Origin of the sequence: Streptomyces griseoloalbus (genome assembly GCA_014650015.1) — a bacterium.
Lineage (GTDB): Bacteria > Actinomycetota > Actinomycetes > Streptomycetales > Streptomycetaceae > Streptomyces > Streptomyces griseoloalbus.
This window is the reverse complement of sequence record BMUD01000006.1, coordinates 344479-367202: the sequence shown is the minus strand read 5'-3', so window position 1 is coordinate 367202 and position 22724 is coordinate 344479. Positions and strand designations below refer to the sequence as shown.

22 protein-coding genes and 1 pseudogene are annotated in these 22724 nt (G+C 70.4%); 11 read left to right on the top strand and 12 right to left on the bottom strand.

Annotated elements, in window-relative coordinates:
* Positions 1–1490, bottom strand: a pseudogene (locus IE178_RS12320) (NF041680 family putative transposase); the annotation flags it as partial.
* Between the two features lie 174 nt (positions 1491–1664).
* Between IE178_RS12320 and IE178_RS12315 the strand changes: the two are divergent.
* The 3 genes from IE178_RS12315 (at position 1665) to IE178_RS12305 (ending at position 2638) form a co-directional block, all read left to right on the top strand.
* A complete protein-coding gene (locus IE178_RS12315; RefSeq protein WP_318279995.1) occupies positions 1665–1862 on the top strand; it encodes a hypothetical protein in 198 nt (65 codons plus the stop codon).
* Between the two features lie 157 nt (positions 1863–2019).
* Complete coding sequence (locus IE178_RS12310; RefSeq protein WP_193512248.1) at positions 2020–2358, top strand: hypothetical protein; 339 nt, start codon at positions 2020–2022, stop codon at positions 2356–2358.
* Positions 2351–2638, top strand: coding sequence for a DUF7848 domain-containing protein (locus IE178_RS12305; protein WP_193512247.1), 288 nt, complete (start codon positions 2351–2353; stop codon positions 2636–2638). The genes IE178_RS12310 and IE178_RS12305 overlap by 8 nt, the downstream gene beginning before the upstream one ends.
* 1110 nt (positions 2639–3748) lie before the next feature.
* Here the strand turns inward: IE178_RS12305 and IE178_RS12300 are convergent.
* Positions 3749–5017: a tyrosine-type recombinase/integrase gene (locus IE178_RS12300; RefSeq protein ID WP_193512246.1), complete on the bottom strand. Its 1269-nt coding sequence runs from the start codon at positions 5015–5017 to the stop codon at positions 3749–3751.
* Positions 5014–5163, bottom strand: a complete 150-nt coding sequence (locus IE178_RS12295) for a hypothetical protein (RefSeq protein ID WP_193512245.1) — start codon at positions 5161–5163, stop codon at positions 5014–5016. The genes IE178_RS12300 and IE178_RS12295 overlap by 4 nt, the downstream gene beginning before the upstream one ends.
* Positions 5164–5496: 333 nt before the next feature.
* On the opposite strand from IE178_RS12295, the gene IE178_RS12290 reads away from it, so the two are divergent.
* Positions 5497–6069 (top strand): hypothetical protein, encoded by a 573-nt coding sequence (locus IE178_RS12290; protein ID WP_193512244.1) that lies wholly within the window; start codon positions 5497–5499, stop codon positions 6067–6069.
* An 83-nt stretch (positions 6070–6152) separates the two neighbouring features.
* Here the strand turns inward: IE178_RS12290 and IE178_RS12285 are convergent, their stop codons facing one another.
* Both IE178_RS12285 and IE178_RS12280 read right to left on the bottom strand, forming a co-directional pair.
* Positions 6153–7430: a tyrosine-type recombinase/integrase gene (locus tag IE178_RS12285; protein ID WP_193512243.1), complete on the bottom strand. Its 1278-nt coding sequence runs from the start codon at positions 7428–7430 to the stop codon at positions 6153–6155.
* Positions 7430–7657 (bottom strand): helix-turn-helix domain-containing protein, encoded by a 228-nt coding sequence (locus tag IE178_RS12280; RefSeq protein WP_193512242.1) that lies wholly within the window; start codon positions 7655–7657, stop codon positions 7430–7432. The genes IE178_RS12285 and IE178_RS12280 overlap by 1 nt, the downstream gene beginning before the upstream one ends.
* Before the next feature lie 67 nt (positions 7658–7724).
* Between IE178_RS12280 and IE178_RS12275 the strand changes: the two genes are divergently transcribed.
* Positions 7725–8705: an NAD(P)-dependent alcohol dehydrogenase gene (locus IE178_RS12275; RefSeq protein ID WP_193512241.1), complete on the top strand. Its 981-nt coding sequence runs from the start codon at positions 7725–7727 to the stop codon at positions 8703–8705.
* Positions 8706–9055: 350 nt separating this feature from the next.
* Here the strand turns inward: IE178_RS12275 and IE178_RS12270 are convergent, their stop codons facing one another.
* Both IE178_RS12270 and map read right to left on the bottom strand, forming a co-directional pair.
* Positions 9056–9703, bottom strand: coding sequence for a biliverdin-producing heme oxygenase (locus IE178_RS12270; protein ID WP_193512240.1), 648 nt, complete (start codon positions 9701–9703; stop codon positions 9056–9058).
* A 129-nt stretch (positions 9704–9832) separates the two neighbouring features.
* The gene (gene map, locus IE178_RS12265; protein WP_193512239.1) at positions 9833–10690 is read right to left on the bottom strand and encodes a type I methionyl aminopeptidase; all 858 of its coding nucleotides are present in this window, start codon (positions 10688–10690) and stop codon (positions 9833–9835) included.
* A gap of 59 nt (positions 10691–10749) precedes the next feature.
* Here map and IE178_RS12260 point away from each other — a divergent pair, with 59 nt between their 5' ends.
* Positions 10750–10977, top strand: a complete 228-nt coding sequence (locus IE178_RS12260) for a hypothetical protein (protein ID WP_193512238.1) — start codon at positions 10750–10752, stop codon at positions 10975–10977.
* 18 nt (positions 10978–10995) lie between these two features.
* Here the strand turns inward: IE178_RS12260 and IE178_RS12255 are convergent, their stop codons facing one another.
* Positions 10996–11598 carry a hypothetical protein gene (locus tag IE178_RS12255; protein WP_193512237.1) on the bottom strand — a complete coding sequence of 201 codons (603 nt, stop codon included), beginning with the start codon at positions 11596–11598 and terminating at the stop codon, positions 10996–10998.
* A 141-nt stretch (positions 11599–11739) separates the two neighbouring features.
* On the opposite strand from IE178_RS12255, the gene npdG reads away from it, so the two are divergent.
* Together npdG and IE178_RS12245 are read left to right on the top strand one after the other, a co-directional pair.
* On the top strand, positions 11740–12465 hold the full coding sequence (gene npdG, locus IE178_RS12250) for an NADPH-dependent F420 reductase (protein ID WP_193512236.1): 726 nt from the start codon (positions 11740–11742) through the stop codon (positions 12463–12465).
* Between the two features lie 4 nt (positions 12466–12469).
* Positions 12470–12748, top strand: a complete 279-nt coding sequence (locus IE178_RS12245; protein ID WP_193512235.1) for a hypothetical protein — start codon at positions 12470–12472, stop codon at positions 12746–12748.
* Between the two features lie 23 nt (positions 12749–12771).
* On the opposite strand, the gene IE178_RS12240 is transcribed toward IE178_RS12245, so the two are convergent.
* The gene (locus IE178_RS12240; RefSeq protein ID WP_193512234.1) at positions 12772–13566 is read right to left on the bottom strand and encodes a site-2 protease family protein; all 795 of its coding nucleotides are present in this window, start codon (positions 13564–13566) and stop codon (positions 12772–12774) included.
* Positions 13567–13806: 240 nt separating this feature from the next.
* On the opposite strand from IE178_RS12240, the gene IE178_RS12235 reads away from it, so the two are divergent.
* Positions 13807–17076 carry an AfsR/SARP family transcriptional regulator gene (locus IE178_RS12235; protein WP_193512233.1) on the top strand — a complete coding sequence of 1090 codons (3270 nt, stop codon included), beginning with the start codon at positions 13807–13809 and terminating at the stop codon, positions 17074–17076.
* A gap of 18 nt (positions 17077–17094) precedes the next feature.
* Here IE178_RS12235 and IE178_RS12230 read toward each other — a convergent pair whose 3' ends face one another.
* The 3 genes from IE178_RS12230 to panB all read right to left on the bottom strand — a co-directional run bounded on the left by IE178_RS12230 (position 17095) and on the right by panB (position 20023).
* A complete protein-coding gene (locus IE178_RS12230) occupies positions 17095–17916 on the bottom strand; it encodes an ABC transporter permease (protein WP_193512232.1) in 822 nt (273 codons plus the stop codon).
* Positions 17913–18938 carry an ATP-binding cassette domain-containing protein gene (locus IE178_RS12225; RefSeq protein WP_193512231.1) on the bottom strand — a complete coding sequence of 342 codons (1026 nt, stop codon included), beginning with the start codon at positions 18936–18938 and terminating at the stop codon, positions 17913–17915. The genes IE178_RS12230 and IE178_RS12225 overlap by 4 nt, the downstream gene beginning before the upstream one ends.
* A gap of 209 nt (positions 18939–19147) precedes the next feature.
* Positions 19148–20023: a 3-methyl-2-oxobutanoate hydroxymethyltransferase gene (panB, locus tag IE178_RS12220; RefSeq protein WP_193512230.1), complete on the bottom strand. Its 876-nt coding sequence runs from the start codon at positions 20021–20023 to the stop codon at positions 19148–19150.
* 270 nt (positions 20024–20293) lie between these two features.
* Between panB and IE178_RS12215 the strand changes: the two genes are divergently transcribed.
* The gene (locus tag IE178_RS12215; protein WP_193512229.1) at positions 20294–21883 is read left to right on the top strand and encodes an MFS transporter; all 1590 of its coding nucleotides are present in this window, start codon (positions 20294–20296) and stop codon (positions 21881–21883) included.
* 75 nt (positions 21884–21958) lie between these two features.
* Positions 21959–22579, top strand: a complete 621-nt coding sequence (locus IE178_RS12210; protein WP_184765462.1) for a TetR/AcrR family transcriptional regulator — start codon at positions 21959–21961, stop codon at positions 22577–22579.
* Positions 22580–22724: the final 145 nt, after the last annotated feature.

Sequence of the window (22724 nt, the reverse complement as noted above, 5' to 3'; positions counted from 1 at the left end):
CGCGCTCCAAGCCTTCGACATCACCTTCGACGGCCGGCTCACCGCCGGACGCCGCTGAACAAAACCGACCGAGTTCCACCGTTCGCTACACAGACCCGTTTGGGGTGTGTGCACGTCGTGGCGGGGTGTGGGCCGGGTGTTCTTTTGGCCCGGTGGTCGTCCGGGGCCGGGACGAGAGGGTTTCGGTGCTTGGGCCGGGCAGGCCGTTGTGGGCGGATGTGCCGGAAGTCGCGGCGGACGCGGGCGGGGGTGAGCCTGTCCGGCGGGCTGGGTTTCTCCCACGGCCGGCGCCGGTCGGCCGCCAGCGGTCGGGCAAGCCGCAGTTGGGTGTAGGCGGCGAGGATGAGCCAGGTCCATCGGTCGGCTGCCTCGGGGGTGCGGATCTTCGGTGTGGTCCAGCCCAGGGTCTGTTTGAACAGGCGGAAGGTGTGCTCGATGTCGAAGCGTCGCAGGTATGCCTGCCAGAGACGGTCGGCGTCGGCGTCGGTGGCGTCGGTGCCCGACCACCACAGCCAGACCGGCTTGGGGGTGGCTCCGCTGGGCAGGTGGTCGATGTCCAGGCGGATCACTGTTCCCTCGACGATGGGGAGGGTGCCGTCGGCCGCGGCCCAGGAGGAGCGGTGGGTCAGCTTGGGATGCAATCGGTCCCAGGATCGGGCGAGGGCGGTGCCGTAGAGCCGGGTGTCGGTGATGGTCTCGGTGCCCGGGGTGCCCCAGGTGTCGGGCTGTCCGAAGACGAACTCGCCACCGTGCCGGGGCGGGCGGCCCAGGGTGTGTGGCTGCCGGGGCGGGGCGGCCCTGCGCAGGACGCGGTCCGACCGCATCCGGGCCAGCACCTGCACGGGCAGATCTTGCAGGAGGAAGGCGAGGCGGGGTGCGTCGTATCCGGCGTCCGCGATGACGAGGATGTCCGGGTCACCTGACTGCCACTGGCCTGCCGTGATCAGCCGTTCGACCAGCTCGCGCAGCTGTCGGGCGGTGATGGTGGCGGTGTCGTCCCCGGGTGCTAGCCGCAGTGCGTCCAGCGGGGCGGTCCATGAACTGCGGCCCGGCTCGAGGGCGCAGACGATGGAGTACGGCCAGCCGGGGACGGGGATGTGCTGGTCCTTGCCGCGTCCGTAGGTGTGGCACAGGATCCGCTGGGGCGAGGTGTGGGCGGCCGGTCGCAGCCAGCAGGTGATGTCGACGGCCAGGACCAGCCGGCCGTCGGCAGCCCGCGGCAGGGGTACTGCGGCCAGGGCCCGTCGCAGCCGGCCGGCATTGATCCGGCCACGGGCCACTGCGGCGTAGAGCCCGCCGTGGCCGCGGCGGTGTTCACCCACCAGTGACAGCTCGGCCAGCGACCCGACCGGCCCGTCACCGCACAGGACAGCGTCTGCCAGCTCGAACAACGCGTCCGAACGAGCGGTCAGACTTGCGTAGAACTCGCCCCGGAAGCATAACAGTTCGGCCAACGGTTCTCGCCGGGCATCGTGATGCAGCAGACTCATTCTCACGGCCTTCGTGCTGAACGTGTGTGTTCCTTGGTCGGAGCACATGTTCAGCCGAAGGCCGCCTCCGCGTCCGGCGGATACCGAACCGAGTGATCAAGTTCGAGGCGCCATTCGACGCCGGGCGTTAAAGATCAAGCTAGCACCAACGACGGGAACCGCTTCACCCTCGATGTGGCGCGCGCCTACACCCGGACCGGCGACTTGTCCGCCGCCATGGACGAGTTGACCCGTGCCAGGGAAGCTGCCCCGCAGTGGTTGCGGCACCAGAACGGGGCCGCTGAGACCATGCAGGAGATCCTGGGCAAGCGCAAGCGGACCCTCACGACGGAGATGCGTGACATGGCCGACTACCTTGGCGTTGTCGGGTAGCTGCCACGCAGCGTGGCAGTTCGTGAACCAAGAGTCGCGAACTGCCATGACTCCCACCTGGGGTGACGTTCTGCCAGTGCCTACGGTCAGTGCGTCCACCGTCAGTGACCCAGGCCGGGGGTGCCCAGTGAGCCAGCCCAGGAGCGATGCCGACCGCATGCGTCGCAGAGAGCTGTACGACGCCGCGTCGGGCGGGAAAGGTCCCCGCTTACTGCCGTGGACCAGCCCGGAGGGGAAGCCCTGCTACCTGAGCAGCGACGGCCGCGGCTACCTCTCCACCCTCGCCGACAGCATCGAGACGGTACAGCTCAGCATGGGCCAGGAACTGCTGGAGTACGCCCGCGACGCCACAGTACCCGGCGCGAAAGCCCTGTCGGCGAGCGAATACCGCTGGCTGGCCTGCCGGTTGACAGAAGCCCTGGCGGACGCGCTCAGGGTCGCGGAATCGCGCGGACAGCGCATCCCGGATCAGGAAGAGGCGGCCGAAGATGCCTGACTCTTCGAACGCCGGCGCACCAGTGCGCAACTCCTCTCGGGGGCGCTACCGCTTCCGCGAGTACCACCTGACCACCGTCCCCGACCCCATGGCCCTGCCCACGTTCGAGGCGGTCTGCGTCACCGGCGAAGAGCACAACTGCGGCGCCACGTCAGGCACGCTGCACACCTCGGACGAGCTGACCCGTTGGATCGCCGGACACTGCGCCCAGAGCGGCCACGAGTTCTACGAGCAGACCGTCCGAGCTCTCGTCCGTGCCGAGCCTGGCGCGTGGCAGTAGGGTCCCTCTGCACCGACACCAGGCAGCGGCGGCGCAATCGTGTGCCCCGAGCCGTTGACGGCAGTAGCGACGGCAACACCCACGGATTTCCCCGCACAACCACGGACACCAGCGGAACGCAAATCACGCGCTGACCAGCGAAGAAGCAGGTGGAGGGGCACCGCGCAGCACACGTACTATGTGCTCGCGGGTGCCACTCCGGTGCTTGTGCACAATTGCGGTGGCGGTACCACGGTCTATCGGGGAGTTGCGGAAGTGAGCGGCGAGACCGGCGGCCCCAACCCTGCCTTTGATGATGCGGTGGAAGGAATTGCAAGGCCGCGGGGCGGGGACTCGACGCCTGAGATGCGCCATCTCGGTATGACCGATAGTGACTACACCAGCTGGACCACTAGTCCCACTGCCGCTATTCGAGCGGCTACCCGAGGTGGAGGTAGTGGAGTTGTCATTAGAGCCACCGTCCCCAGCGGACGTTTCCACGTCCATGTAAACGATCAGCCATGGGTCGAAGATGACCTTCGCGGCGAGGCTGAAGTGATCATCCAAGGGGTCATGCAAGGTCGAGCCAGGGCGGCATGGCCCGGTGCGCGCCTAGAGGATCTCGGGTTCTGATGATTAAGCTCTGGTGGGCGGTACCTGCGGGTACCGCCCACCAGCGTTCTCAATGGAGTCATCTTGGCGAGTTTGCAAGAAGTGCCCACTTTGAAGATTGCGGAGCTGCTTCGAAGGGCCAAATGTCAGTCGTTGGTTTTGCTGCCGCCTCCCGTTGTGTCGGAAATCCTTGAGGAGGTATCCGGTTTGATCCGCGTTGGAGTTGGGGCGAGGTCCACACTTCGAGGCACGTATCGAGACCGGTATTTCACACTGGATGAGTTCCGGAAGAATAGATTTGGATGGCGGGACTTCTTTGCAGTTCTCGACGAGGATGGCCCTCCGGTTGGCCTATTCACCGTCCGGGGGGGCGGGTGGAGCTTGATCGCTCTTACCGACGAAAGTGTGGAGGGTGTTCTCGCGGCTTTGGTGGCGCCACCTCAGTCCTTTGAATGGCCAAAGGGTGCGGAACGTGCCTGACAGGCTCCAGTCCCGATGACGGCAATGCTGACGGCAACGTCAGCGGACGACGGCTGCGGCTGGTGGGTCGTCGTTGCCGTCGATGGCTTCGCCGAGTGCGTTGCTGAGGGTGTCGATGGCTTGGCGTTGGAGGCGGAGTCGGACGTGGGCGTAGACGCCGGCGGTGACGCCGATGTGGGCGTGTCCGAGGAGTTCCTTGATCACGACGAGGTCGACGCCTTGTTCCAGGAGCAGGGTCGCGGTCGAGTGGCGGAGGTCGTGGAAGCGGATGCGTCGGAGTCCGGCCCGGTTGAGGAAGCTGCGGAAGCGGCGGGTCAGGTTGGCGGGGTCGAGGGGCCTGCCGGTCGGCGTGGTGAAGACGAGGCCGCTGTCCTGCCAGGCTGACCCTGCGGTCTCGCGATCCTTTTCCTGCCGTTCCTGGTGCTTTTTGAGGGAATGGATGCATTCGGTCGGGAGTGCGATGCGGCGCTCGGACGCCCGGGTCTTGGTGGGCAGATGCGTGAGACCGCCGGTTCGGGTGCGCTGGAGTGAGCGCCGGATGCTGGCTGTTCCGGTGGTGAGGTCGAGATCTTCCCAGTGAAGGCCGAGGAGTTCGCCCTTGCGGAGGCCAGTGCGCAGCGCCAGTTCATACAGCGCGTGGAGCCGGTCGGCGCGGGCCGCGTCGAGGAACTGCCGGGCCTCAGCCGCTGTGAGCGGACGGAAGCGCCTGGGCTGGTACGTGGTGGTCTTGACGTTGCGGGCGACGTTCCGGGGCGGCTCGTCCTCCCGGACGGCGTGTTCCAGTGCCGACTTGAGCACCGAGTGCACGTAGGTCACGGTCAAGGCGGACAGCCGCTTCTGGCAGCACTCGCCGACCGTGCAGCACCTCTTTCGCTCGGCGTCGAGTGCCTGGGTGCAGCATTGGCAGGTGATGCGGAGCCGGTCGAGGAAGGTGCGGACGTCCTTGGCGGTCAGCCTTGCGACCTTCTTGGTGCCGAGTCCGGGGATGAGGTGGAGGCGGACGCAGGCGGCGTAGCGGGTGTGGGTGTTCTCGCGGAGTCGGTGGACGGCGACGCTGCCGAGCCAGTAGGTGAGGTAGTCGCCGACGGTGCTGTCGGCGGTGGCGACGGGCAGTCCGCGGTTGCTGTCGGCGATCTTCTCGGCGAGTTTGTCGGCGGATTCTCTACGGGTGCTGCCGTAGACGCGGACGCGTTTGCGGGTGCCGTCGGCGGCGAGGACGTAGCCGACGGCTTCCCAGCGGCTGTCCTTGCGCTGGTAGATCGTGCCCTCACCGTTGGCGCGGGCTTTCTTGCGCTTGGGGGCGGTCATCGGGCGGCCTCTTCCAGGTGGCGCCGGACGTAGTCGTCCAGGGCGTGGGCGGGGATGCGGCGGGCGCGGCCGATGGTCAGCGATGCCAGGCGGCGGGTGCGCAGGAGGTCGTAGATGGCGGATGCCGCTGAGCCGGATGAATTCATTCGCAAGAACGTGAGCACTGTGGCTGTAGTTCGGGCGGATACCCCTCACGGTCCGATCAACGTCGTTGCGGGATCTGGCGATGGCCTGACGCCCGCGCAGATGTCCGCTATCGGCAAGGGTGAGATGGCCGCCGACAATATTCCAGGCACCCACGCAGAGCAGAACGCCCTACTCTTCATCAATGAAATGGGCTGGACTCCCACGGCGGGAGGCACCTCTCGGAACGTATGTCTGGGTGTGTGTGCGCCGCTCATCCGAGGCACCGGCGGTAAGATGATGGGTCAGGTGTATCCCGGAAACGGTAAGACGACAACTCGCCAGAGGAGTTTTGAGTGGTAGTCGATGAGGCGGTTGCGGCCACCATCCGAGGGCAGTCGTACCCTCAGGTTGCAACCTTCGTGGCGAGCTGTGCGGAGCGGATGGTGCAGGTCTTCACGGGGTTGTGTGGCGACGACCCCGCGCGGAGTAGTGACGTCGATTTCGTCGTCCACGCCGTAGGGGACCTTTGGAAACCTGGAATTCCGGGTGGTTCATTCCAGAGCTACGTGGAGACCCTGGAAGGCTTCCAGGAGTTGGAACCATCCGACGAAGAGATCGTTGGGGTAGCGGGAATCTACGCCTTCTACTCGGTTCTTGCGTTGCGTTATGCAAGCCTCTATCGGTCCAGCGCCAATTCCGAGGATGCGCTCAAATGTGCACACGCCTGCCTGACTGCGATGGGGCAATTGGATCAGAACATCCCAGGAGCGGAATTCTTCGCACAGGAGGCTGGATCTCAGCGACGTGCAATTTCGGAACCTCCTCTAGAGGATTTGAACTCGGGTCACCTTTCGCAACTCAGGGAGTCTGACCGTACTGTTGGTCGGGAGCGCCTAGTGGCAATTCAGATCCGATTGGCAGGCTGAGCTAGGGAAGAATTCAGGAGCCCCGTCGAGACACATCTCGACGGGGCTCCTGAGGCGTTTGACGGCAGTAGATGACGGCAACGTCAGCGGACCGAGGCGGCGCAGGGCGGCTTGCTCGCGCTGTTGCTGAGTGCGGCGCTGAGGGTGTCGATGGCGTCGCGCTGGAGGCGGATGCGTACGTGGGCGTAGACGGTGGCGGTGACGCCGATGTGGGCGTGGCCGAAAAATTCCTTGATGACGACAAGTTCGACGCCCTGTTCCAGAAGGAGGGTGGCGGTCGAGTGGCGGAGGTCGTGGAAGCGGATGCGGCGGAGGCCGGCCTTGCGGAGGAGCGTGGTGAAGGCGCGGGTGAGGTTGGTTGGGTCGATCGGTCGGCCCTGCGTGGTGGTGAACACGTGCCCGTCGTGCTGCCATGTGGTGCCCGCGGCCTCACGCTCGCGCTTCTGCTGCTCGTGGTAGAGCTTCAGCGACTGGACGCAGCGGGTGGGGAGGACGATGCGGCGCTCGGAGGCCCGCGTTTTGGTGGGCAGCGTGGTGAGTCCGCCTGCGGCGGTGCGCTGAAGGGTGCGGCGGATTGCGGCGGTGCCCTCGTCGAGGTCGAGGTCTGTCCATCGCAGGCCGAGGAGTTCGCCCTTGCGGAGTCCGGTGTGGAGAGCGAGTTCGAACAGTGCGTGCAACCGGTGGTCCTGGGCGGCGGTGAGGAACTGCCGGGCTTCTTCGGCGGTGAGGGGTTCGAAGCGGCGGGGGCGTGGGGTGCCGGTGCGGACGTTGCGGGCGACGTTGCGCGGGAGCTCCTCCTCGCGCACGGCGTGTTCCAGGGCGGACTTGAGCACGGAGTGTATGTAGGTGAGCGTCAGCGGGGAGAGCAGTTTGCGGCAGCACTGGCCGACGGCGCAGCAGCGGGGCTGTTCGCGCCGGGCGTCGATGTTTCGCGTGCAGCACTGACAGGTGGTACGGAGCTGGTTGAGCCAGGTGCGGATGTCCTTGGCGGTGAGCTTGGCGAGCTTCTTCTTGCCGAGGCCGGGGATGAGGTATCGGTGGACGCAGGTGGTGTAGCGGGTGTGGGTGGTATCGCGGAGGTGGTGGACAGCGACGTTCTCCAGCCAGTACGTCAGGTACGCGGCCACGCTGCCCTGCGCGGAGGGGACGGGGAGGCCGCGGTTGCTGGAGGCGATCTTCTCGGTGAGCTTGGCCAGGGCTTCTTTGCGGGTGGTGCCGTAGACGCGCACACGGCGACGGGTGTTGCCGGGGGCGAGGACGTATCCGGCGGCTTCCCAGCGGCCGTCCTTGCGCTGGTAGACGGTTCCGTCACCGTTGGCGCGGGTACGGCGGGAGGCGAGGGTGTCTCGGGGCGCGGTCATCAGGCGGCGGCTTCCTGTTCGAGGCGGGTGCGGATGAAGTCGGTCAGGGCGTGGGTGGGGATGCGGCGGGCGCGGCCGAGGCTGATTGAGGCGAGCTGGCGGGTGCGGAGGAGGTCGTAGACGGCGGAGCGGCCGAGCTGGAGGCGGGCCATGACCTGGGGAACCGTCAGCAGGTCCAGCGCGGGCTCTGTCTCCGGGTGGAGGACGGTGGGTGGGGGCGAGGTCATCAGCAGCCCCCTTCGGCGATGAACCGGCGTTCCAGTTCTCTGCGGTGCAAGACGGCGGCAGCCAGGAGTGCGGCGCCGGGGCTGTAGCCACGACCTCGCGGTCCGGGTCGACTACTGCGGCGTCTGCCACACCGATCTGCACGCCGTCCGCGGCCACGACGGTGAAGCGGGCCGTCCTCTGGTTCCGGGGCACGAGTTCACGGGCGTGGTGACCGAGGCGGGGCCCGCGGTCACCCGCTTCTCCGTCGGCGACGCTGTCGCGGTCGGTAACATCGTCGACTCCTGCGGCGACCGCACCATGTGCCGGGCCGGCCAGGAGAACTTCTGCCACACCTTCCCGACCCTGACCTACGGCGGCGCCGACCGGCACGACGGATCGGCCACCCTGGGCGGCTACTCCCGCGAGTACGTCGTCCGCGAGGGGTTCGCCTACGCGCTTCCCGCCGGCCTGGATCCTGCCGCCGCCGCGCCTCTGCTCTGCGCCGGGGTCACCGTCTGGGAGCCGCTGCACAGTTCGGGCGTGGGCCCGGGGACCCGCGTCGCGGTGGCGGGACTGGGCGGCTTGGGCCATCTCGCGGTCAAGTTCGCCGTGGCGCTGGGAGCCGAGACGTCGGTCGTCAGCCGCTCATCCGACAAGGCCGACGATGCTTGCCGGCTCGGCGCCCGGGGCCTGGTCGTCTCCACGGACCCGGAACAGATGGCCGACGCCCGGGACCGGTTCGACGTCGTCATCGACACCATCTCCGCCCCGCACGACCTCGGCCCGTACCTGCGGCTGGTCGCCATGGACGGCACGCTCAGCCTCGTCGGACACCTCGGCCCCGTCACCGTGGAGACCATGGACCTGCTCGTGGGCCGCAAGAAGCTCAGCTCCGTGGGCAGCGGCGGCAGGCCCGCGACCGCGGCCATGCTGGACTTCTGCGCCGAGCACGTGATCACCGCCGACATCGAACTGCTCGCCTCGTCACGGGTGAACGAGGCCCTCGACCGCCTCGGCCGCAACGACGTCCGCTACCGCTTCGTCCTCGACATGTCCGACCTGGACTGACCGGCGAGCGTTCACCGGGGAACTCGACCTCACTACGCGGCCGAGCCGCCGGCCGTACGGACCGGGGAGTGCTTCGGGTGATGTGGATCTCCGGCGTCGGGCCCGAATCGGCGCCGTCATCCAGGCCGGCCCGGGCCTTCCATGACGTCGAGAACGAAGGGCGTTGAGGCGGCTCCGCGGCCCCGCCCACTTGAAAAGCGTGAACATTTCAGTCGCCGCTGTCCATACGTCGCTCATCCGAGCGCCTGGCTGACATTGCCCTGTCCGCTGCTCGCACTTTTCAGTAGAGGGTGTCTCCCTCCCGCCCCGCGTCGCCGTGGTGAAGTGAGGCCGTAGGAAGGCTCAGGGAGTCACGCCGACAAGGGGAACTCCTCGCCCAGCGCCCGGAAGACGTCCGTGTTCAGCGCGAACGCCCGCTTGCACTCCGTCACGATGCGCTGCTTCTCCAGGTCGTCCGCCGGGACCGCGTCCAGGAGTTCGCGGTAACCCCGCTTGAAGGCCGCCGGGTTGGAGATGTTCTCGAAGACGTAGAAGCGGACGCCGTCGCCCTTCCGCTCGAACCCCCACGTCTTCTCCGCCTTGCCGCGGATGATCTGGCCGCCGGAGAGGTCGCCCAGGTAGCGGGTGTAGTGGTGGGCGACGTAGCCGGACGGCCAGGTGCGGGCGCACTCGGCGACGCGGGCCGCGTACGTCTGCGTGGCGGGGAGGGCGGTCAGTGTGGAGCGCCAGTCGGGACCGCGCAGGTGGGCCAGGTCCCGCTCCAGCGAGGCCAGCCGGAACAGCTCCGGCTGGATGAAGGGTCCGGCCACCGGGTCCGGCGCCAGCCGCCGCGCGGCGGACTCCAGTGCCTCGTACACGAACCACAGCTGCTCGGTGTAGCGCGCGTACGCGTCCACCCCCAGCCCGCCGCCCAGCAGATCACTCATGAACGTCGACGTCTCCGCCTCCACGTGCTGCTCGTGGGAGGCGGTGCGGATGAGAGCGGAGAAGGAGTCCATGAGTCCAGATCTTCTATGGTTAGGCTTGCCTAAGTCAACGGTTGCCGACGGGTTGTCGGTAACTTCCTACCCTGTCACGGCACGAAAATGCCCGCCCTCCGAAGAGGGCGGGCAGCGGGTCGGGCAGGTCTACGGCAGGGTCAGGATCTCCGCGCCCGTCTCCGTCACCACCAGCGTGTGCTCGAACTGCGCGGTCCGCTTGCGGTCCTTCGTCACGACCGTCCAGCCGTCGTCCCACATGTCGTACTCGTGGGTCCCCAGCGTCAGCATCGGCTCGATGGTGAAGGTCATCCCCGGCTGGATCACCGTCGTCGCGTGCGGGCTGTCGTAGTGCGGGATGATCAGGCCCGAGTGGAACGACGAGTTGATGCCGTGACCGGTGAAGTCACGGACCACGCCGTAGCCGAAACGCTTGGCGTACGACTCGATCACCCGGCCGATGATGTTGATCTGCCGGCCCGGCTTGACCGCCTTGATCGCACGGTTGAGCGACTCGCGGGTGCGCTCCACCAGCAGCCGGCTCTCCTCGTCCACGTCGCCCACCAGGTACGTGGCGTTGTTGTCGCCGTGCACCCCGCCGATGTACGCCGTCACGTCCAGGTTGACGATGTCGCCGTCGCGCAGCACCGTCGAGTCGGGGATGCCGTGGCAGATCACCTCGTTGACCGAGGTGCACAGCGACTTGGGGAAACCGCGGTAGCCGAGCGTCGAGGGGTAGGCGCCGTGGTCGCACATGTACGCGTGTGCCACCCGGTCCAGCTCGTCCGTCGTCACGCCGGGCGCGATGAGCTTCGCGGCCTCCTCCATCGCCCGTGCCGCGATCCGGCCGGCGGTCCGCATCGCCTCGATCGTCTCGGGCGTCTGCACCTCCGGCCCTGTGTACGGCGTCGGGGCGGGCTTGCCGACGTAGTCGGGACGACGGATGTTCCCGGGTACGGAACGGGTGGGGGACAGTTCCCCCGGTGCGAGCAGTGACTGGCCAGACATGCCGGCGAGTCTAATTCAGCGGCGATGGGGGACCATCTTCGTGGCGAGAGGAGCCGGTCATGCCCCTGTTCAAGAAGCGGACGGTCGGAAAGCCGGGCGAGTGGTACTACTGCCTGGAGCACAAGAAGGTCGAGGAGGGCCCGGACTGCCCCGGCAAGGACCGCTTCGGCCCGTACGCGAGCCGCACCGAGGCCGAACACGCCATGGCCACGGCCCGCGACCGCAACCTCCAGTGGGAGAACGACCCCAAGTGGCACGACGCCCCCGCGAGCGACCGGGACGACTGACCCCACGCCGCACGTGGACTACCAGCGCGTCGGCGGGGGAGCCGTCAGCAGGTCCGCCAGCCTCGACAGCCGGTCCCGGAAGCGGCGGCGGCCCCGGGGGACCGGCAGGGCGTTCTCCCCGGCCGCCGCGCTCACCAGGTGCTGCACGGTGTCCAGGTCCAGCTCCGAGCCGTCGGGCACGGGCAGGACCTCGTGGGCCAGCGCCGGGAGCTCGCCCGCGCCGGGACCGAGGGCCAGCAGCGTCGCCCCGGCCCGGCGGGCGTCGCAGACCCGCTCGAGAAGCCTGGCGGGCGGCTGACCGGGGGCCACCACCAGCAGCGTCTCACCCCGCCGCGCCGCCTCCAGGCGTCCCAGCCCCACCGCCAGATGCGCGGGGTCCGAGGGGCGCGCGTCATGCCGTACCAGCGTGGGGGCCAGCTCCGGGGTGCCCGACCAGGCGGCCTCGTCCACCAGGTGCGCCGCCAGATGCCACGGCTCGTACTCCGGCGTGCCCACGAGCAGCAGCCCGCCCCCGTGCGACACCACCGACCCGCGCAGCGTCCCCGCGAACCGTCGGGTGGCGCCCAGCCACTCGGTCCCGGCGAGCACGTCCCGCAGCAATGCCACCCGTACCGCATCCATGCGACCGCATCCTGCCCCCAACCCCGCGTCCGCGTCCCCGTGTTCGATGCCGATTCGCCCGACCCGGGGACGCGGCGGGCACCGCCGTGACGGGGCTCACGCACACCGGGAACGGTGCCGCGGCGGACGTAGAGTCGGCCCATGACCTCTACCGACAGCGCACAGCAGCCCGCGAAGGACACCGCCAAGGCACCCGCCAAGGACCCCTGGGACCTGCCCGATGTCTCCGGGCTGGTCGTCGGCGTGCTCGGCGGCACCGGGCCGCAGGGCAAGGGCCTGGCCCACCGGCTCGCCAAGGCGGGCCAGAAGGTGATCATCGGCTCCCGCGCGGCCGAGCGCGCCCGGGCGGCGGTCGATGAACTCGGGTACGGCGTCGAGGGCGCCGACAACGCCGAGACCGCCCGCCGCAGCGACATCGTGATCGTCGCCGTGCCGTGGGACGGCCACGGCGAGACCCTGGAGTCCCTGCGCGGGGAACTGGCCGGCAAGCTCGTCGTCGACTGCGTCAACCCGCTCGGCTTCGACAAGCAGGGCGCCTACGCCCTCAAGCCCGAGGAGGGGAGCGCCGCCCAGCAGGCCGCCGCGCTGCTGCCGGACTCCCGGGTCACCGCCGCCTTCCACCACCTGTCGGCCGTACTGCTCCAGGACCCGGAGATCGACGAGATCGACACCGATGTGATGGTGCTCGGGGAGGTCCGCGCCGACGTCGAGATCGTCCAGGCACTGGCCGGCCGCATTCCGGGCATGCGGGGCATCTTCGCCGGGCGGCTGCGCAACGCCCACCAGGTGGAGTCGCTGGTCGCCAACCTGATCTCCGTCAACCGCCGGTACAAGGCGCACGCCGGGCTCCGCGTCACGGACGTATGAGGCGATGGGGGACACTGGACGGCGTAGCAGTGTCCCCCACAGGTGCCCTCGACAGGAGCCAGCAGTCATGCCTCCCCTGCCCCCGCCCACCCACTCCCGGCGACTCGCCCTCTACGCCCTCGCCGTGTGCGTCCTCGCCGTCGCCGCGGCCGTTGTCTCCTTCGTGCGGGGCAGCGTGTTCATCGGCATCGTGTGGGTGCTGCTGGCGGGCCTGTCGTCCAACATGACCTGGTACTACGTGAAGCGGGGCGGGGCGGCCCGGGACGGCTCCGGCACGGGCTGACCTCCGGCACGGGCCGACGTCCGTCAGATGCCGCAGAACTCGTTCTCGCCCCGCCAGAAGCGGAACAGCTCGTAGCCGCAGTACGTGTCGAACTCGTGGATCCCCAGGGCCTTCAGCAGCGAGTCGACCACGTCGAAGAACGCGCCGTTCACCGCGGGCACCCACAGCAGCGCGAACACGAACAGCAGCCCGAACGGGGCGAACGGCTCCACCTGCCGGCGGACGGTGTACGACAGCCAGGGCTCGATCACGCCGTAGCCGTCGAGGCCCGGCACCGGCAGGAAGTTCAGGATCGCGGCCGTCACCTGGAGCAGCGCGAGGAAGGCGAGCGCGAACCGGAAGTCGGCCGGTACGCCGTCCAGCGCGTCCAGCCAGAACGGCGCCGTGCACACGACCGCGAACAGGACGTTCGTCAGCGGACCCGCCGCGGAGATCAGGCTGTGCCGCCAGCGGCCGCGGATCCGGCCCCGCTCGATGAAGACGGCGCCGCCGGGAAGACCGATCCCGCCCATGATCACGAACAGCACCGGCAGCACGATGCTCAGCAACGCGTGCGTGTACTTCATCGGGTTCAGCGTGAGATAGCCCTTCGCGCCGACCGAGATGTCGCCGCTGTGCAGGGCGGTGCGCGCGTGCGCGTACTCGTGCAGGCACAGGGAGACGATCCAGGCGGCCGTCACGAACAGGAAGACGGCGACGCCGGGCTGCTCGGCGAACCCGGTCCAGGTGGCCCATCCGGTGACCGCCGTGACGGCCAGGATTCCCAGGAAGACGGGGCTGATCCGCCGGTCGCTGGGGCGGGTGGTGGCGGTGGTCATGGGACTCCCTGGACGGTGGGGCACGCGGTGGGACACGCGGGGGACTGCCCGACGGTACCGGGCGCACCCGGAAAACGTCTCGCGCGGTCGGCCGGTTCCACGCAGGGTGGGACGGCCCGCCGGCGGAATCCGGGTGGCCCGGCGGCCGGTCGATCCGCCTCCGCGCCCCGCACCACGACCCGCACGAAGGCGCCGCCGCGCCGCCCGGCCCCGTGACCGTACGGACCGCCACCGGAGAGAATGGACCCCGTGCGCTACCGCATCCTCGGCACGACTCAGGCACTCCGCCCCGACGGCACCGTCGTCCCGGTCGGCGGGGCGCGGCTGCGTGCGCTGCTCACCGTGCTCGCCCTGCGGCCCGGGCGTACCGTCCCCGTGGGACTGCTGATCGACGAGGTCTGGGACGGTGAACCGCCCGCCGACGCCACCGGGGCGCTGCAGGCCCTCGTCGGGCGGCTGCGCCGGGTGCTCGGCGCGGACGCGGTGGCCTCCGCCGACGGCGGCTACCGCCTGACCGCCGTGCCCGACGACATCGACCTGCACCGCTTCGAGCGACTGGCCGGTGAGGGCCTGCGCGCCCTGGCCGACGGGAACCCCGCGAAGGCGGCCGTCGTCCTGGACGACGCCCTCGCCCTGTGGCGCGGCCCGGCCCTCGCCGGCCTGCCCGACCGCACCGCCGAGGCGGCCCGCGTCGAGACCCGGCGCCTGGACGCGCTGCGCGCCCGCCACGCCGCCGCCCTCGCCCTCGGCGAAGCCGAGCCGAGTCTGCCCGAGCTGACCGCGCTCTGCGACAGCCACCCCCTCGACGAGCCCCTCCAGGCCCTGCGGCTGCGCGCCCTGCGCGACACGGGCCGCACCGCCGAGGCCCTCGCCGCCTTCGAGGACGTACGACGCCTGCTCGCCGACCGCCTCGGCTCCGACCCGGGCGCGGAACTGCGGGCACTGCACGAGCAGTTGCTGAACGAGTCGGCGACGCCCGCCGCCCCGGAGCCGTCCCGGCCCGGCAATCTGCGGGCCCGGCTGACCTCGTTCGTCGGCCGGGAGGCGGACATCGAGACCCTCCGCGCCGACCTCGCCGCCGCCCGGCTGGTCACCCTGCTCGGGCCGGGCGGGGCCGGCAAGACCCGGTTGTCGCAGGAGGCCGCCGAGACCGTGCGGCAGACCACCCCGGACGGTGTGTGGCTCGCCGAACTCGCCCCGGTCGACGACCCCGACGCCGTCCCCGAGGCCGTCCTCACCGCCGTCGGGGCCCGCGAGACCGTCCTGTACGGCGCCGGCGCCGAGGGCATGAGGGCCGTCTCCGAACGGCACGCCGACCCCGTGGAACGTCTCGCCGAGCACTTCGCCGGGCGCCGCGTGCTGCTGATCCTGGACAACTGCGAGCACGTCGTCGAGGCCGCCGCCCGGCTCGTCGAGACGCTGCTGCAACGCTGCCCCGGCCTCACCGTCCTCGCCACCAGCCGCGAACCCCTCGGCGTGCGGGGCGAGTCGCTGCGCCCGGTGGAGCCGCTGCCCGAACCGGTCGCCCTGCGGCTGCTCGCCGACCGCGGGGCCGCCGCCCGCCCCGGCTTCCGCACCGACTCCGACGAGGACACCGCGGCGGCGTGCGCGGAGATCTGCCGCCGCCTCGACGGACTGCCCCTGGCCATCGAACTCGCCGCCGCCCGCCTGCGGATGCTCACCCCACGCCAGATCGCCGACCGGCTCGACGACCGCTTCCGCCTGCTCACCTCCGGCAGCCGCACCGTCCGGCCCCGCCAGCAGACCCTGCGGGCCGTCGTCGACTGGTCCTGGGACCTGCTCGACGAGGACGAACGCGACGTGCTGGGCCGGCTGTCGGTCTTCGCGGGCGGCTGCGACCTGGCCGCCGCCGAGGCCGTGTGCGGGCCGGCCGCGCTCGAAGCGCTCGGCTCCCTGGTGGACAAGTCCCTGGTGGTGGCCGCCCCCTCGGGTGACGGCGAGATGCGCTACCGCCTCCTGGAGACCGTCGCCGAGTACGCGGGCGAACGCCTCGACGAGGCCGGCCGGCGCGCGGAGGCCGAGCGCGCCCATCTGACGTACTACCGCGAACTCGCCCGCACCACCGACCCGTTGCTGCGCGGCCCGCAGCAACTGGCCGCCATGGGACGGCTGGAGCGGGAGTACGAGAACCTGCGCACGGCCCTGCGGCACGCCCTCTCGCAGCGCGACGAACAGGAGGCGCTGTGCCTCGCCCTGTCGCTGTGCTGGTACTGGCAGATGCGCGACCTGCGGATCGAGGCCCGCAACTGGTGCGCCGAGGTGATGGCCCTCGGCCCCGACCCGTTCACCGAACCGGTCCGGCCGGCCGCCCCGCTGTGGCAGCGCTGCACCGACGCCCCGCCCCCGATGACCGGCGAGGTCCTCGCCGAGGCCTGGCGCGGCGTGCACCTGGCGCACATGGCCTGCATGGACACCGAACTGGACGACTGGCAGACCCCGCAGGCGCAGCGCAAACTCCGCCTCATCGCGGCGACGTACGAGCCGGGCATGCCGCAGACCTGCCGCCCGCCCGGCATGCTCTGGACGTTCGCCGTGATGCTGACCGGCGACATGGACCGGCTGTACACCGTCACCGAGGCCGCCGTCCGCACCTGCCGGGAGACACCCGGCTACGAGTGGGAACTCGCCGCCAACCTCCAGCTGCGCGCCAACCTGCTGGCCAACCGCAGCGACTGGGCGGGCGACGCCCTGCGCGACGCCGACGAGTCGCTGCGGACCTACCGCCGGCTCGGCGACGCCTGGGGCACGGCGGAGGCGTACTCGGCGCGCGGCGAGGCCAACGAGCGCGGCGGCGCCTACGAGGCCGCCGCCGCGGACTACGAGGCGGCGATCGAGCGCGCCGAACGCCTCGGCGCCCGGTCCCAGAAGGCCGTGCTCATGGCCCGCCTGGGCAGCGCGCTGCTGGAGGCCGGCCACGAGGAACGCGGGGAGCGGCTGCTGCGCGAGGTCATCGACAGCCGGCCGGGCGGCCACAACGAGGCGCTGCCCGCCGCCCGGCTGTACCTGGCCGGCTGGCTCGGCACGGTCGGCCGCACCGCCGAGGCACGGGAGCATCTGCGGCTGCTGCGCGAGGAGTTCCGCATCGCGCACTACGTCGTCTTCGACGCTTTCATCCTCGGCGCCGAGGGATGGCTCGACGTGGTCGACGGTCACGCGGAGCGGGCCCTGGCCACCGTCCACCAGGCGCTCCGCCAGGCCGGCGACCCGGTGTCGGCCGCCATCGCGCCCCACATGCGTTCGGCGTTCGTCAGCGTCGGCGCGGCCGCCCTCGCCGGGCTGGACGGCGGCAGTCGCGCCCGGGACGCGGCCCGCTGCCTCGGCGCCGCCGACTCCTGGCTGCCCTCCGGCCATGTGAGCGGCCGCACGGAACGCATCGTCCGCGACCACGTCAAGGCCCGCATCCGCGAGGTCCTCGACGACGCGGCCTACGAGACCGCGTACGAGGAGGGCGCCGCCCTCACCCCCGGCGAGGCCGCCGCCCTCCTCTGACACCCCCCGCCGGACCGGTCAGCTCTTCGTACGGAACTTGTGGATCGCCACCGGGGCCATCACCGCCGTGATCCCCACCGACCAGGCCAGTGTCATCCACAGGTCGTGCGCGACCGGGCCGCCGACCATCAGTCCGCGTGCGGCGTCGGCCAGGGCCGACAGCGGGTTGTACTCGGTGAAGCTCTCCAGCCAGCCCGGCATCGACCGGGTCGGCGCGAAGATCGACGAGCCGAACTGCAGCGGCATCAGCACCAGGAAGCCCATCGCCTGCACCGACTGCGCGTTCTTCATCACCACGCCCAGCGTGAGGAAGATCCACATCAGCGCCGAGCCGAACACCGCGGACAGCCCCACGGCGGCGAACAGCCCCGGCCAGTCGGTGATGTCGAAGCCGACGAGCACACCGACGACCATCAGGATCGCCGTGGCGATCAGCATCCGCATCATCTCGACGGAGATCTTGGCGAACAGCACCGAGCCACGCCCGATCGGCAGCGACCGGAAGCGGTCCATGACCCCGGTGTTGAAGTCCTGGTTGAACCCGGTGCCCACCCCCTGGGCCATGTTCATGCCCATCATGGCCATCAGGCCGGGCACGATGTACTGCACATACGCCTCTTGCCCGCCGCCCAGCGACTGCCCGATCGAGCCGCCGAAGACGTACACGAACAGCAGGGTGAAGACGATCGGGAACAGCACGGCGTCGAACATCGACTCCGGGTCCTGCCGGATCCACAGCAGATTGCGGCGCACCAGCGCGCCGGTGTGGCGCAGATGACCGCGCAGCGGGATACGGGCGTCCGCGCGCAGGTCCGTGGTGGTCGGGGCCGTGGCACTCATACGGCGACCTCCTCGCGGGTCTCGGCCGGCGCGGCGTCCCGCGGGGCACTGGCGCGGTGGCCGGTGAGCGACAGGAACACCTCGTCCAGGCTGGGCAGTTCGGTGGTGAGGGAGCTGAGCGTGATCCCGCGCGCGGTGACCGCGCCGACCACGGCCGTCAACTGCTCGTCGCTCAGCACCGGAACGAGCACGGCACCCCGCTCGGTGTCCACGGTGGTCGTGGCGAGCCCGGTGATCCCCAGCTCGTCCAGGGCACCGGCCAGCGGCCGCAGTTGGCCCGGGTCGGCCGGGCGGATCCGCAGCGTACGGCCACCGACCTTGGCCTTCAGCTCCTCGATGCCGCCGCTCGCGATGACCTTGCCCCGGTCCACGACGGTCAGCTCGGAGGCGAGCTGCTCGGCCTCCTCCATGTACTGGGTGGTCAGCAGCACGGTCACCCCCTCCCCGACCAGGCGCTTGACCTCCTCCCACACCTCGTTGCGGGTACGGGGGTCCAGTCCCGTGGTCGGCTCGTCCAGGTACAGCACGGCAGGATGGCCGATCATGGACGCGGCCAGGTCCAGCCGCCGCCGCATGCCGCCCGAGTACGTCGCCGCCGGGCGCCGGGCCGCCTCGGTGAGCGAGAACCGCTCCAGCAGCTCGTCGGCGCGGGCCCGTGCCTCCTTGCGGGACAGGTCCAGCAGCCGGCCGATCAGATAGAGGTTCTCCCAGCCGGGAAGCTTCTCGTCCACCGAGGCGTACTGCCCGGTCAGCCCGATCACCCGGCGCAACTGCCGCGGCTGGCGGACCACGTCGTAACCGGCGACGGTGGCGTGACCGGCGGTCGGGGCGAGAAGGGTGGACAGGATCCGTACGAGGGTGGTCTTCCCGGCCCCGTTCGGCCCGAGCACCCCCATCACGGTGCCCTCGCGCACATCCAGGTCGACGCCGTCCAGCGCCTTGGTCGCGCCGTAGTGCTTGACCAGCCCCCGCACGGTGACGGCGCTCCCCGCGCCTGCCGTGTCATCGTCGTTTCGCGTCATGCCGACGACGCTGCCAGCCCCCACCGACAGATCACCGACAGATCACCGACAGACCACCGACAATCCCGCCGACAGCCCCGCCGCCGGCCGGAAACGCCGGGCCGCACGGCCCGCCCTCGTCACCCGGACGTGCGCCGGCCCCGCCGACGGGGGACGATCGGCGGGGCCGGCCGGGTGGTGCGGCATTGGCTCAGCGGCAGCGGAACTGCTCAGTGGACGGAGTGCTCCTCCTGCGGGAACGTCCCGCCGACGACGTCCTCGGCGAACGCCTTCGCCGCCCCGCTCATGACCTCGCGCAGATCGGCGTACTGCTTCACGAACTTCGGCACCCGCCCACCGGTCAGCCCGAGCATGTCGGTCCACACCAGCACCTGCGCGTCGGTCTGGGGCCCCGCCCCGATCCCGACGGTCGGGATGTGCAGCGTCCGGGTCACCTCGGCGGCCAGCTCGGCCGGCACCAGCTCCAGGACCACCGCGAAGGCGCCCGCGTCCTGTACGGCCTTGGCGTCCCGCAGCAACTGCTGGGCCGCCTCCTCGCCGCGCCCCTGCACCCGGTAGCCCATGGCGTTCACCGACTGCGGGGTCAGCCCGATGTGGGCCATCACCGGGATCCCGGACTCCACCAGCAGCTTGATCTGCCGGTGCGACCGCTCGCCGCCCTCCAGCTTGACGGCGCCCACGCCCGCCTCCTTGACCAGCCGGGTCGCCGAGCGCAGCGCCTGCACCGGCCCCTCCTGGTACGAGCCGAAGGGCAGGTCGCCCACGATCAGGGCCCGCGAGGTACCCCGGACGACCGCGGCGGACAGCATGGTCATCTCGTCGAGGGTGACGGGCACGGTGGTCTCGTACCCGAGGTGGCAGTTGCCCGCGGAGTCGCCGACGAGCATCACCGGGATGCCGGCCTCGTCGAACACGGAGGCGGTCATCGCGTCGTAGGCGGTGAGCATGGGCCACTTCTCGCCGCGCTCCTTGGCGGCGGCGATGTCGCGGACGGTGATGCGCCGCGTCCCCTTGCCCCCGTACAGCGCCTTGTTGCCGCCAGAGGGACCCGACGTCCCGGTCTGGGCAGCCGAAAGCTGCGTCATTGCAACGTCTCCCAACACGTCATCTCGAGGCGCCCTGACGGCGTCCCCGGACCACGTCCATGGTGGCACCTCGGCCGGACGAGGACCAGAGGCCCCCCTGTGAGTTCCGCCCCGCCGCCACCGCCGTACGAGGACCGGCACGTCCGGCAGGACCCGGAACGACCCCCAACCGCCCGGCAGCACGCCGCGCCGTGCAATGTCCCGGCAAGAACTCGGCAAAGTACTTCCGATACGAGACGGTCTCGTATCGAAAGTGGCTAGGCTGACCCCATGACTTCTCCTGCCGCCCCTGCCCGCCGGGTCCCGGAGGCCGTGCACCGGCTCCGCTGGGCGATCCTCGGCGTGCTGATGCTGAGCCTGCTGATCGTCGTCCTGGACAACTCGATCCTGAACGTCGCCATCAAGACGATCTCCACCCCGGCGCCCACCGGCCTGGGCGCCACGCAGAGCGAGCTGGAGTGGGCGATCAACGCCTACACGCTCGTCTTCGCGGGCCTGCTGTTCAGCGCCGGGCTGCTGGGCGACCGGCTCGGCCGCAAGAAGGTGCTGATCGGCGGTCTCGTCGTGTTCGGCATCGGTTCGGCGCTCGCCGCGTTCTCCGGCTCCCCGGCCGAGCTGATCGGCTTCCGCGCGGTGATGGGCCTGGGCGCGGCGTTCGTCATGCCGGCCACCCTGGCCGTCCTGATGAACGTCTTCGAGCGCGACGAGCAGCCGAAGGCCATCGGCATCTGGGCGGGCGGCGTGGGCCTGGCCATCGCCATCGGCCCGATCACCGGCGGACTGCTCCTGGACCACTTCTGGTGGGGCTCGGTCTTCCTCATCAACGTGCCCATCGTCGCCCTCGCCGTCGCCCTGATGCTGTGGCTGGTCCCCGACTCCCGCGACCCGAACCCCGGCCGGATCGACCCCGTCGGCGTCGTCCTCTCCGTCGCCGGCCTGGTCCTGCTGGTCTACGGCATCATCAAGGGCGGTCAGCTCGCCGACTTCACCGACGTCACGGTGGTGTCGACCATCGGCGCCGGTCTCGCCGTACTCGCCGCATTCGTATGGGCCGAGAAGCGCAGTGACCACCCGTCCATCGACATCACGTACTTCAAGAACAAGGTGTTCTCCGCCGCGATCGGCGCGATCGCCCTGGTCTTCTTCGCGCTGATGGGCGTGACGTTCTTCGCGGTGTTCTACACCCAGAGCGTGCGCGGCTACTCGCCGCTGGAGACGGGCCTGCTGATGCTGCCCCTGGCCGTCGCCCAGATGGTCTTCGCGCCCCGGGCCCGGCTGCTGGTGGACCGCTTCGGCAACAAGGCCACCACCACCGCCGGACTGGTGGTGCTCGCGGCGACGCTGGCCGCGTTCGCCGCCCTGGACGCGGACACACCCATCTGGATCCTGGAGGTCGTCTTCTTCCTCATGGGCGCGGGCATGGCCCATGTCATGACGCCGGTCAGCGTCGTCATCATGCAGGCCCTGCCCCGCGAGAAGGCCGGCTCGGCCTCCGCGCTCAGCAACACCTTCCGCCAGGTCGGCGGCGCCCTCGGCATCGCCGTCCTCGGCTCGGTGCTGTCCACCGCCTACCGCAACGGCATCGAGGACGAACTCGGCCTGCTGCCGCCCGGCGCACGCCACTCCGCCGGCGAGTCCATCGAGGCCACCCTGGCCGTGGCGGAGCGGCTGGGCCCGCGCGGCGAGGCACTGGTCGGCCCGGCGAACGACGCGTTCCTGCACGCGATGCACGTCACGGCGCTGTGGGGAGCGGGTGTGGCGGCGCTGGGCGCGATCGTCGTCGCGGTGTTCCTGCCCGGCCGCACCCGGGCGTCCGAAGGAAAGGGCCAGGACGAGGAGTTGGTGTCGGCGGCGGACTGAAAACCCACGGGCGGTGCACCGTTGCCGCCGGCCGCCGGGGAGAATCATCCCAGCCCACCGAAAGGACCCAGCGACGTGAGCCCGGCCGACACCGACCCCCGGCAGGACGGTCCCGCGCGGGGCCGCCCCCGCAGCGAGGCGGTCGAGCGCGCCATCATCGAAGGCGTGATGGGACTCCTGGAGGAGGGCGTGCCCCTCGCGGAGCTCTCCATCGAGCGCATCGCCCGCACCGCGGGCGTCGGCAAGGCCACCATCTACCGCCGCTGGAGCGGCAAGGAGGAACTCTTCGTCGACGTCATGCGCGCCGCCGAGCCCCCGGACCCCGAACTGCCCGGCACCTCCATGCGCGACGACCTCGTCGTCCTGCTGGAGTCCCTGCGCCGGCGCGGCCTGGCCGGCCGGACCTCGGCGATCCTGCACAACGTGCACGCCCAGATGAAGAGCAGCCCCAACCTCTGGGCCGCCTACCACAACACCGTCATCCTGCCGCGTCGCAGACTCGGCCTGGAAGTACTGCGCCGGGGCCGGGAGAACGGCGAACTGCGCGCCGACGTCGACGTGGAACTCCTCAACGACATCGTCGTGGGCCCCGTCCTCCTCCGCACCGTCATGCGCCCCGACGCCGACCTCCCGGACGACCTCGCCGAGCGGGTCGTCGACACCCTTCTCCAGGGCCTGCGCCCCGTCAACGGCTGATACCCCGGTGCGCGTTTCGTCACAGAGGGCGCTTTCCCCACCCCCGCGCGGAACTCATCGAGCGGCCTGTGACGTCCTCGCCCCCGTACGGCCGCCGAGGGGCGGCAGGAATGGAACCGATCATCCCCTAGGGTCATACGGACAC

Coding starts and splice junctions, on each gene's coding strand:
- IE178_RS12310 (WP_193512248.1), top strand. CDS start 2,020: ATGCGTCGCAGAGAGCTGTACGACGCCGCGTCGGGCGGGAAAGGTCCC.
- IE178_RS12305 (WP_193512247.1), top strand. CDS start 2,351: ATGCCTGACTCTTCGAACGCCGGCGCACCAGTGCGCAACTCCTCTCGG.
- IE178_RS12300 (WP_193512246.1), bottom strand. CDS start 5,017: ATGACCGCCCCCAAGCGCAAGAAAGCCCGCGCCAACGGTGAGGGCACG.
- IE178_RS12295 (WP_193512245.1), bottom strand. CDS start 5,163: ATGAATTCATCCGGCTCAGCGGCATCCGCCATCTACGACCTCCTGCGC.
- IE178_RS12285 (WP_193512243.1), bottom strand. CDS start 7,430: ATGACCGCGCCCCGAGACACCCTCGCCTCCCGCCGTACCCGCGCCAAC.
- IE178_RS12280 (WP_193512242.1), bottom strand. CDS start 7,657: ATGACCTCGCCCCCACCCACCGTCCTCCACCCGGAGACAGAGCCCGCG.
- IE178_RS12270 (WP_193512240.1), bottom strand. CDS start 9,703: ATGGACTCCTTCTCCGCTCTCATCCGCACCGCCTCCCACGAGCAGCAC.
- map (WP_193512239.1), bottom strand. CDS start 10,690: ATGTCTGGCCAGTCACTGCTCGCACCGGGGGAACTGTCCCCCACCCGT.
- IE178_RS12260 (WP_193512238.1), top strand. CDS start 10,750: ATGCCCCTGTTCAAGAAGCGGACGGTCGGAAAGCCGGGCGAGTGGTAC.
- IE178_RS12255 (WP_193512237.1), bottom strand. CDS start 11,598: ATGGATGCGGTACGGGTGGCATTGCTGCGGGACGTGCTCGCCGGGACC.
- npdG (WP_193512236.1), top strand. CDS start 11,740: ATGACCTCTACCGACAGCGCACAGCAGCCCGCGAAGGACACCGCCAAG.
- IE178_RS12245 (WP_193512235.1), top strand. CDS start 12,470: ATGGGGGACACTGGACGGCGTAGCAGTGTCCCCCACAGGTGCCCTCGA.
- IE178_RS12240 (WP_193512234.1), bottom strand. CDS start 13,566: ATGACCACCGCCACCACCCGCCCCAGCGACCGGCGGATCAGCCCCGTC.
- IE178_RS12235 (WP_193512233.1), top strand. CDS start 13,807: ATGGACCCCGTGCGCTACCGCATCCTCGGCACGACTCAGGCACTCCGC.
- IE178_RS12230 (WP_193512232.1), bottom strand. CDS start 17,916: ATGAGTGCCACGGCCCCGACCACCACGGACCTGCGCGCGGACGCCCGT.
- IE178_RS12225 (WP_193512231.1), bottom strand. CDS start 18,938: ATGACGCGAAACGACGATGACACGGCAGGCGCGGGGAGCGCCGTCACC.
- panB (WP_193512230.1), bottom strand. CDS start 20,023: ATGACGCAGCTTTCGGCTGCCCAGACCGGGACGTCGGGTCCCTCTGGC.
- IE178_RS12215 (WP_193512229.1), top strand. CDS start 20,294: ATGACTTCTCCTGCCGCCCCTGCCCGCCGGGTCCCGGAGGCCGTGCAC.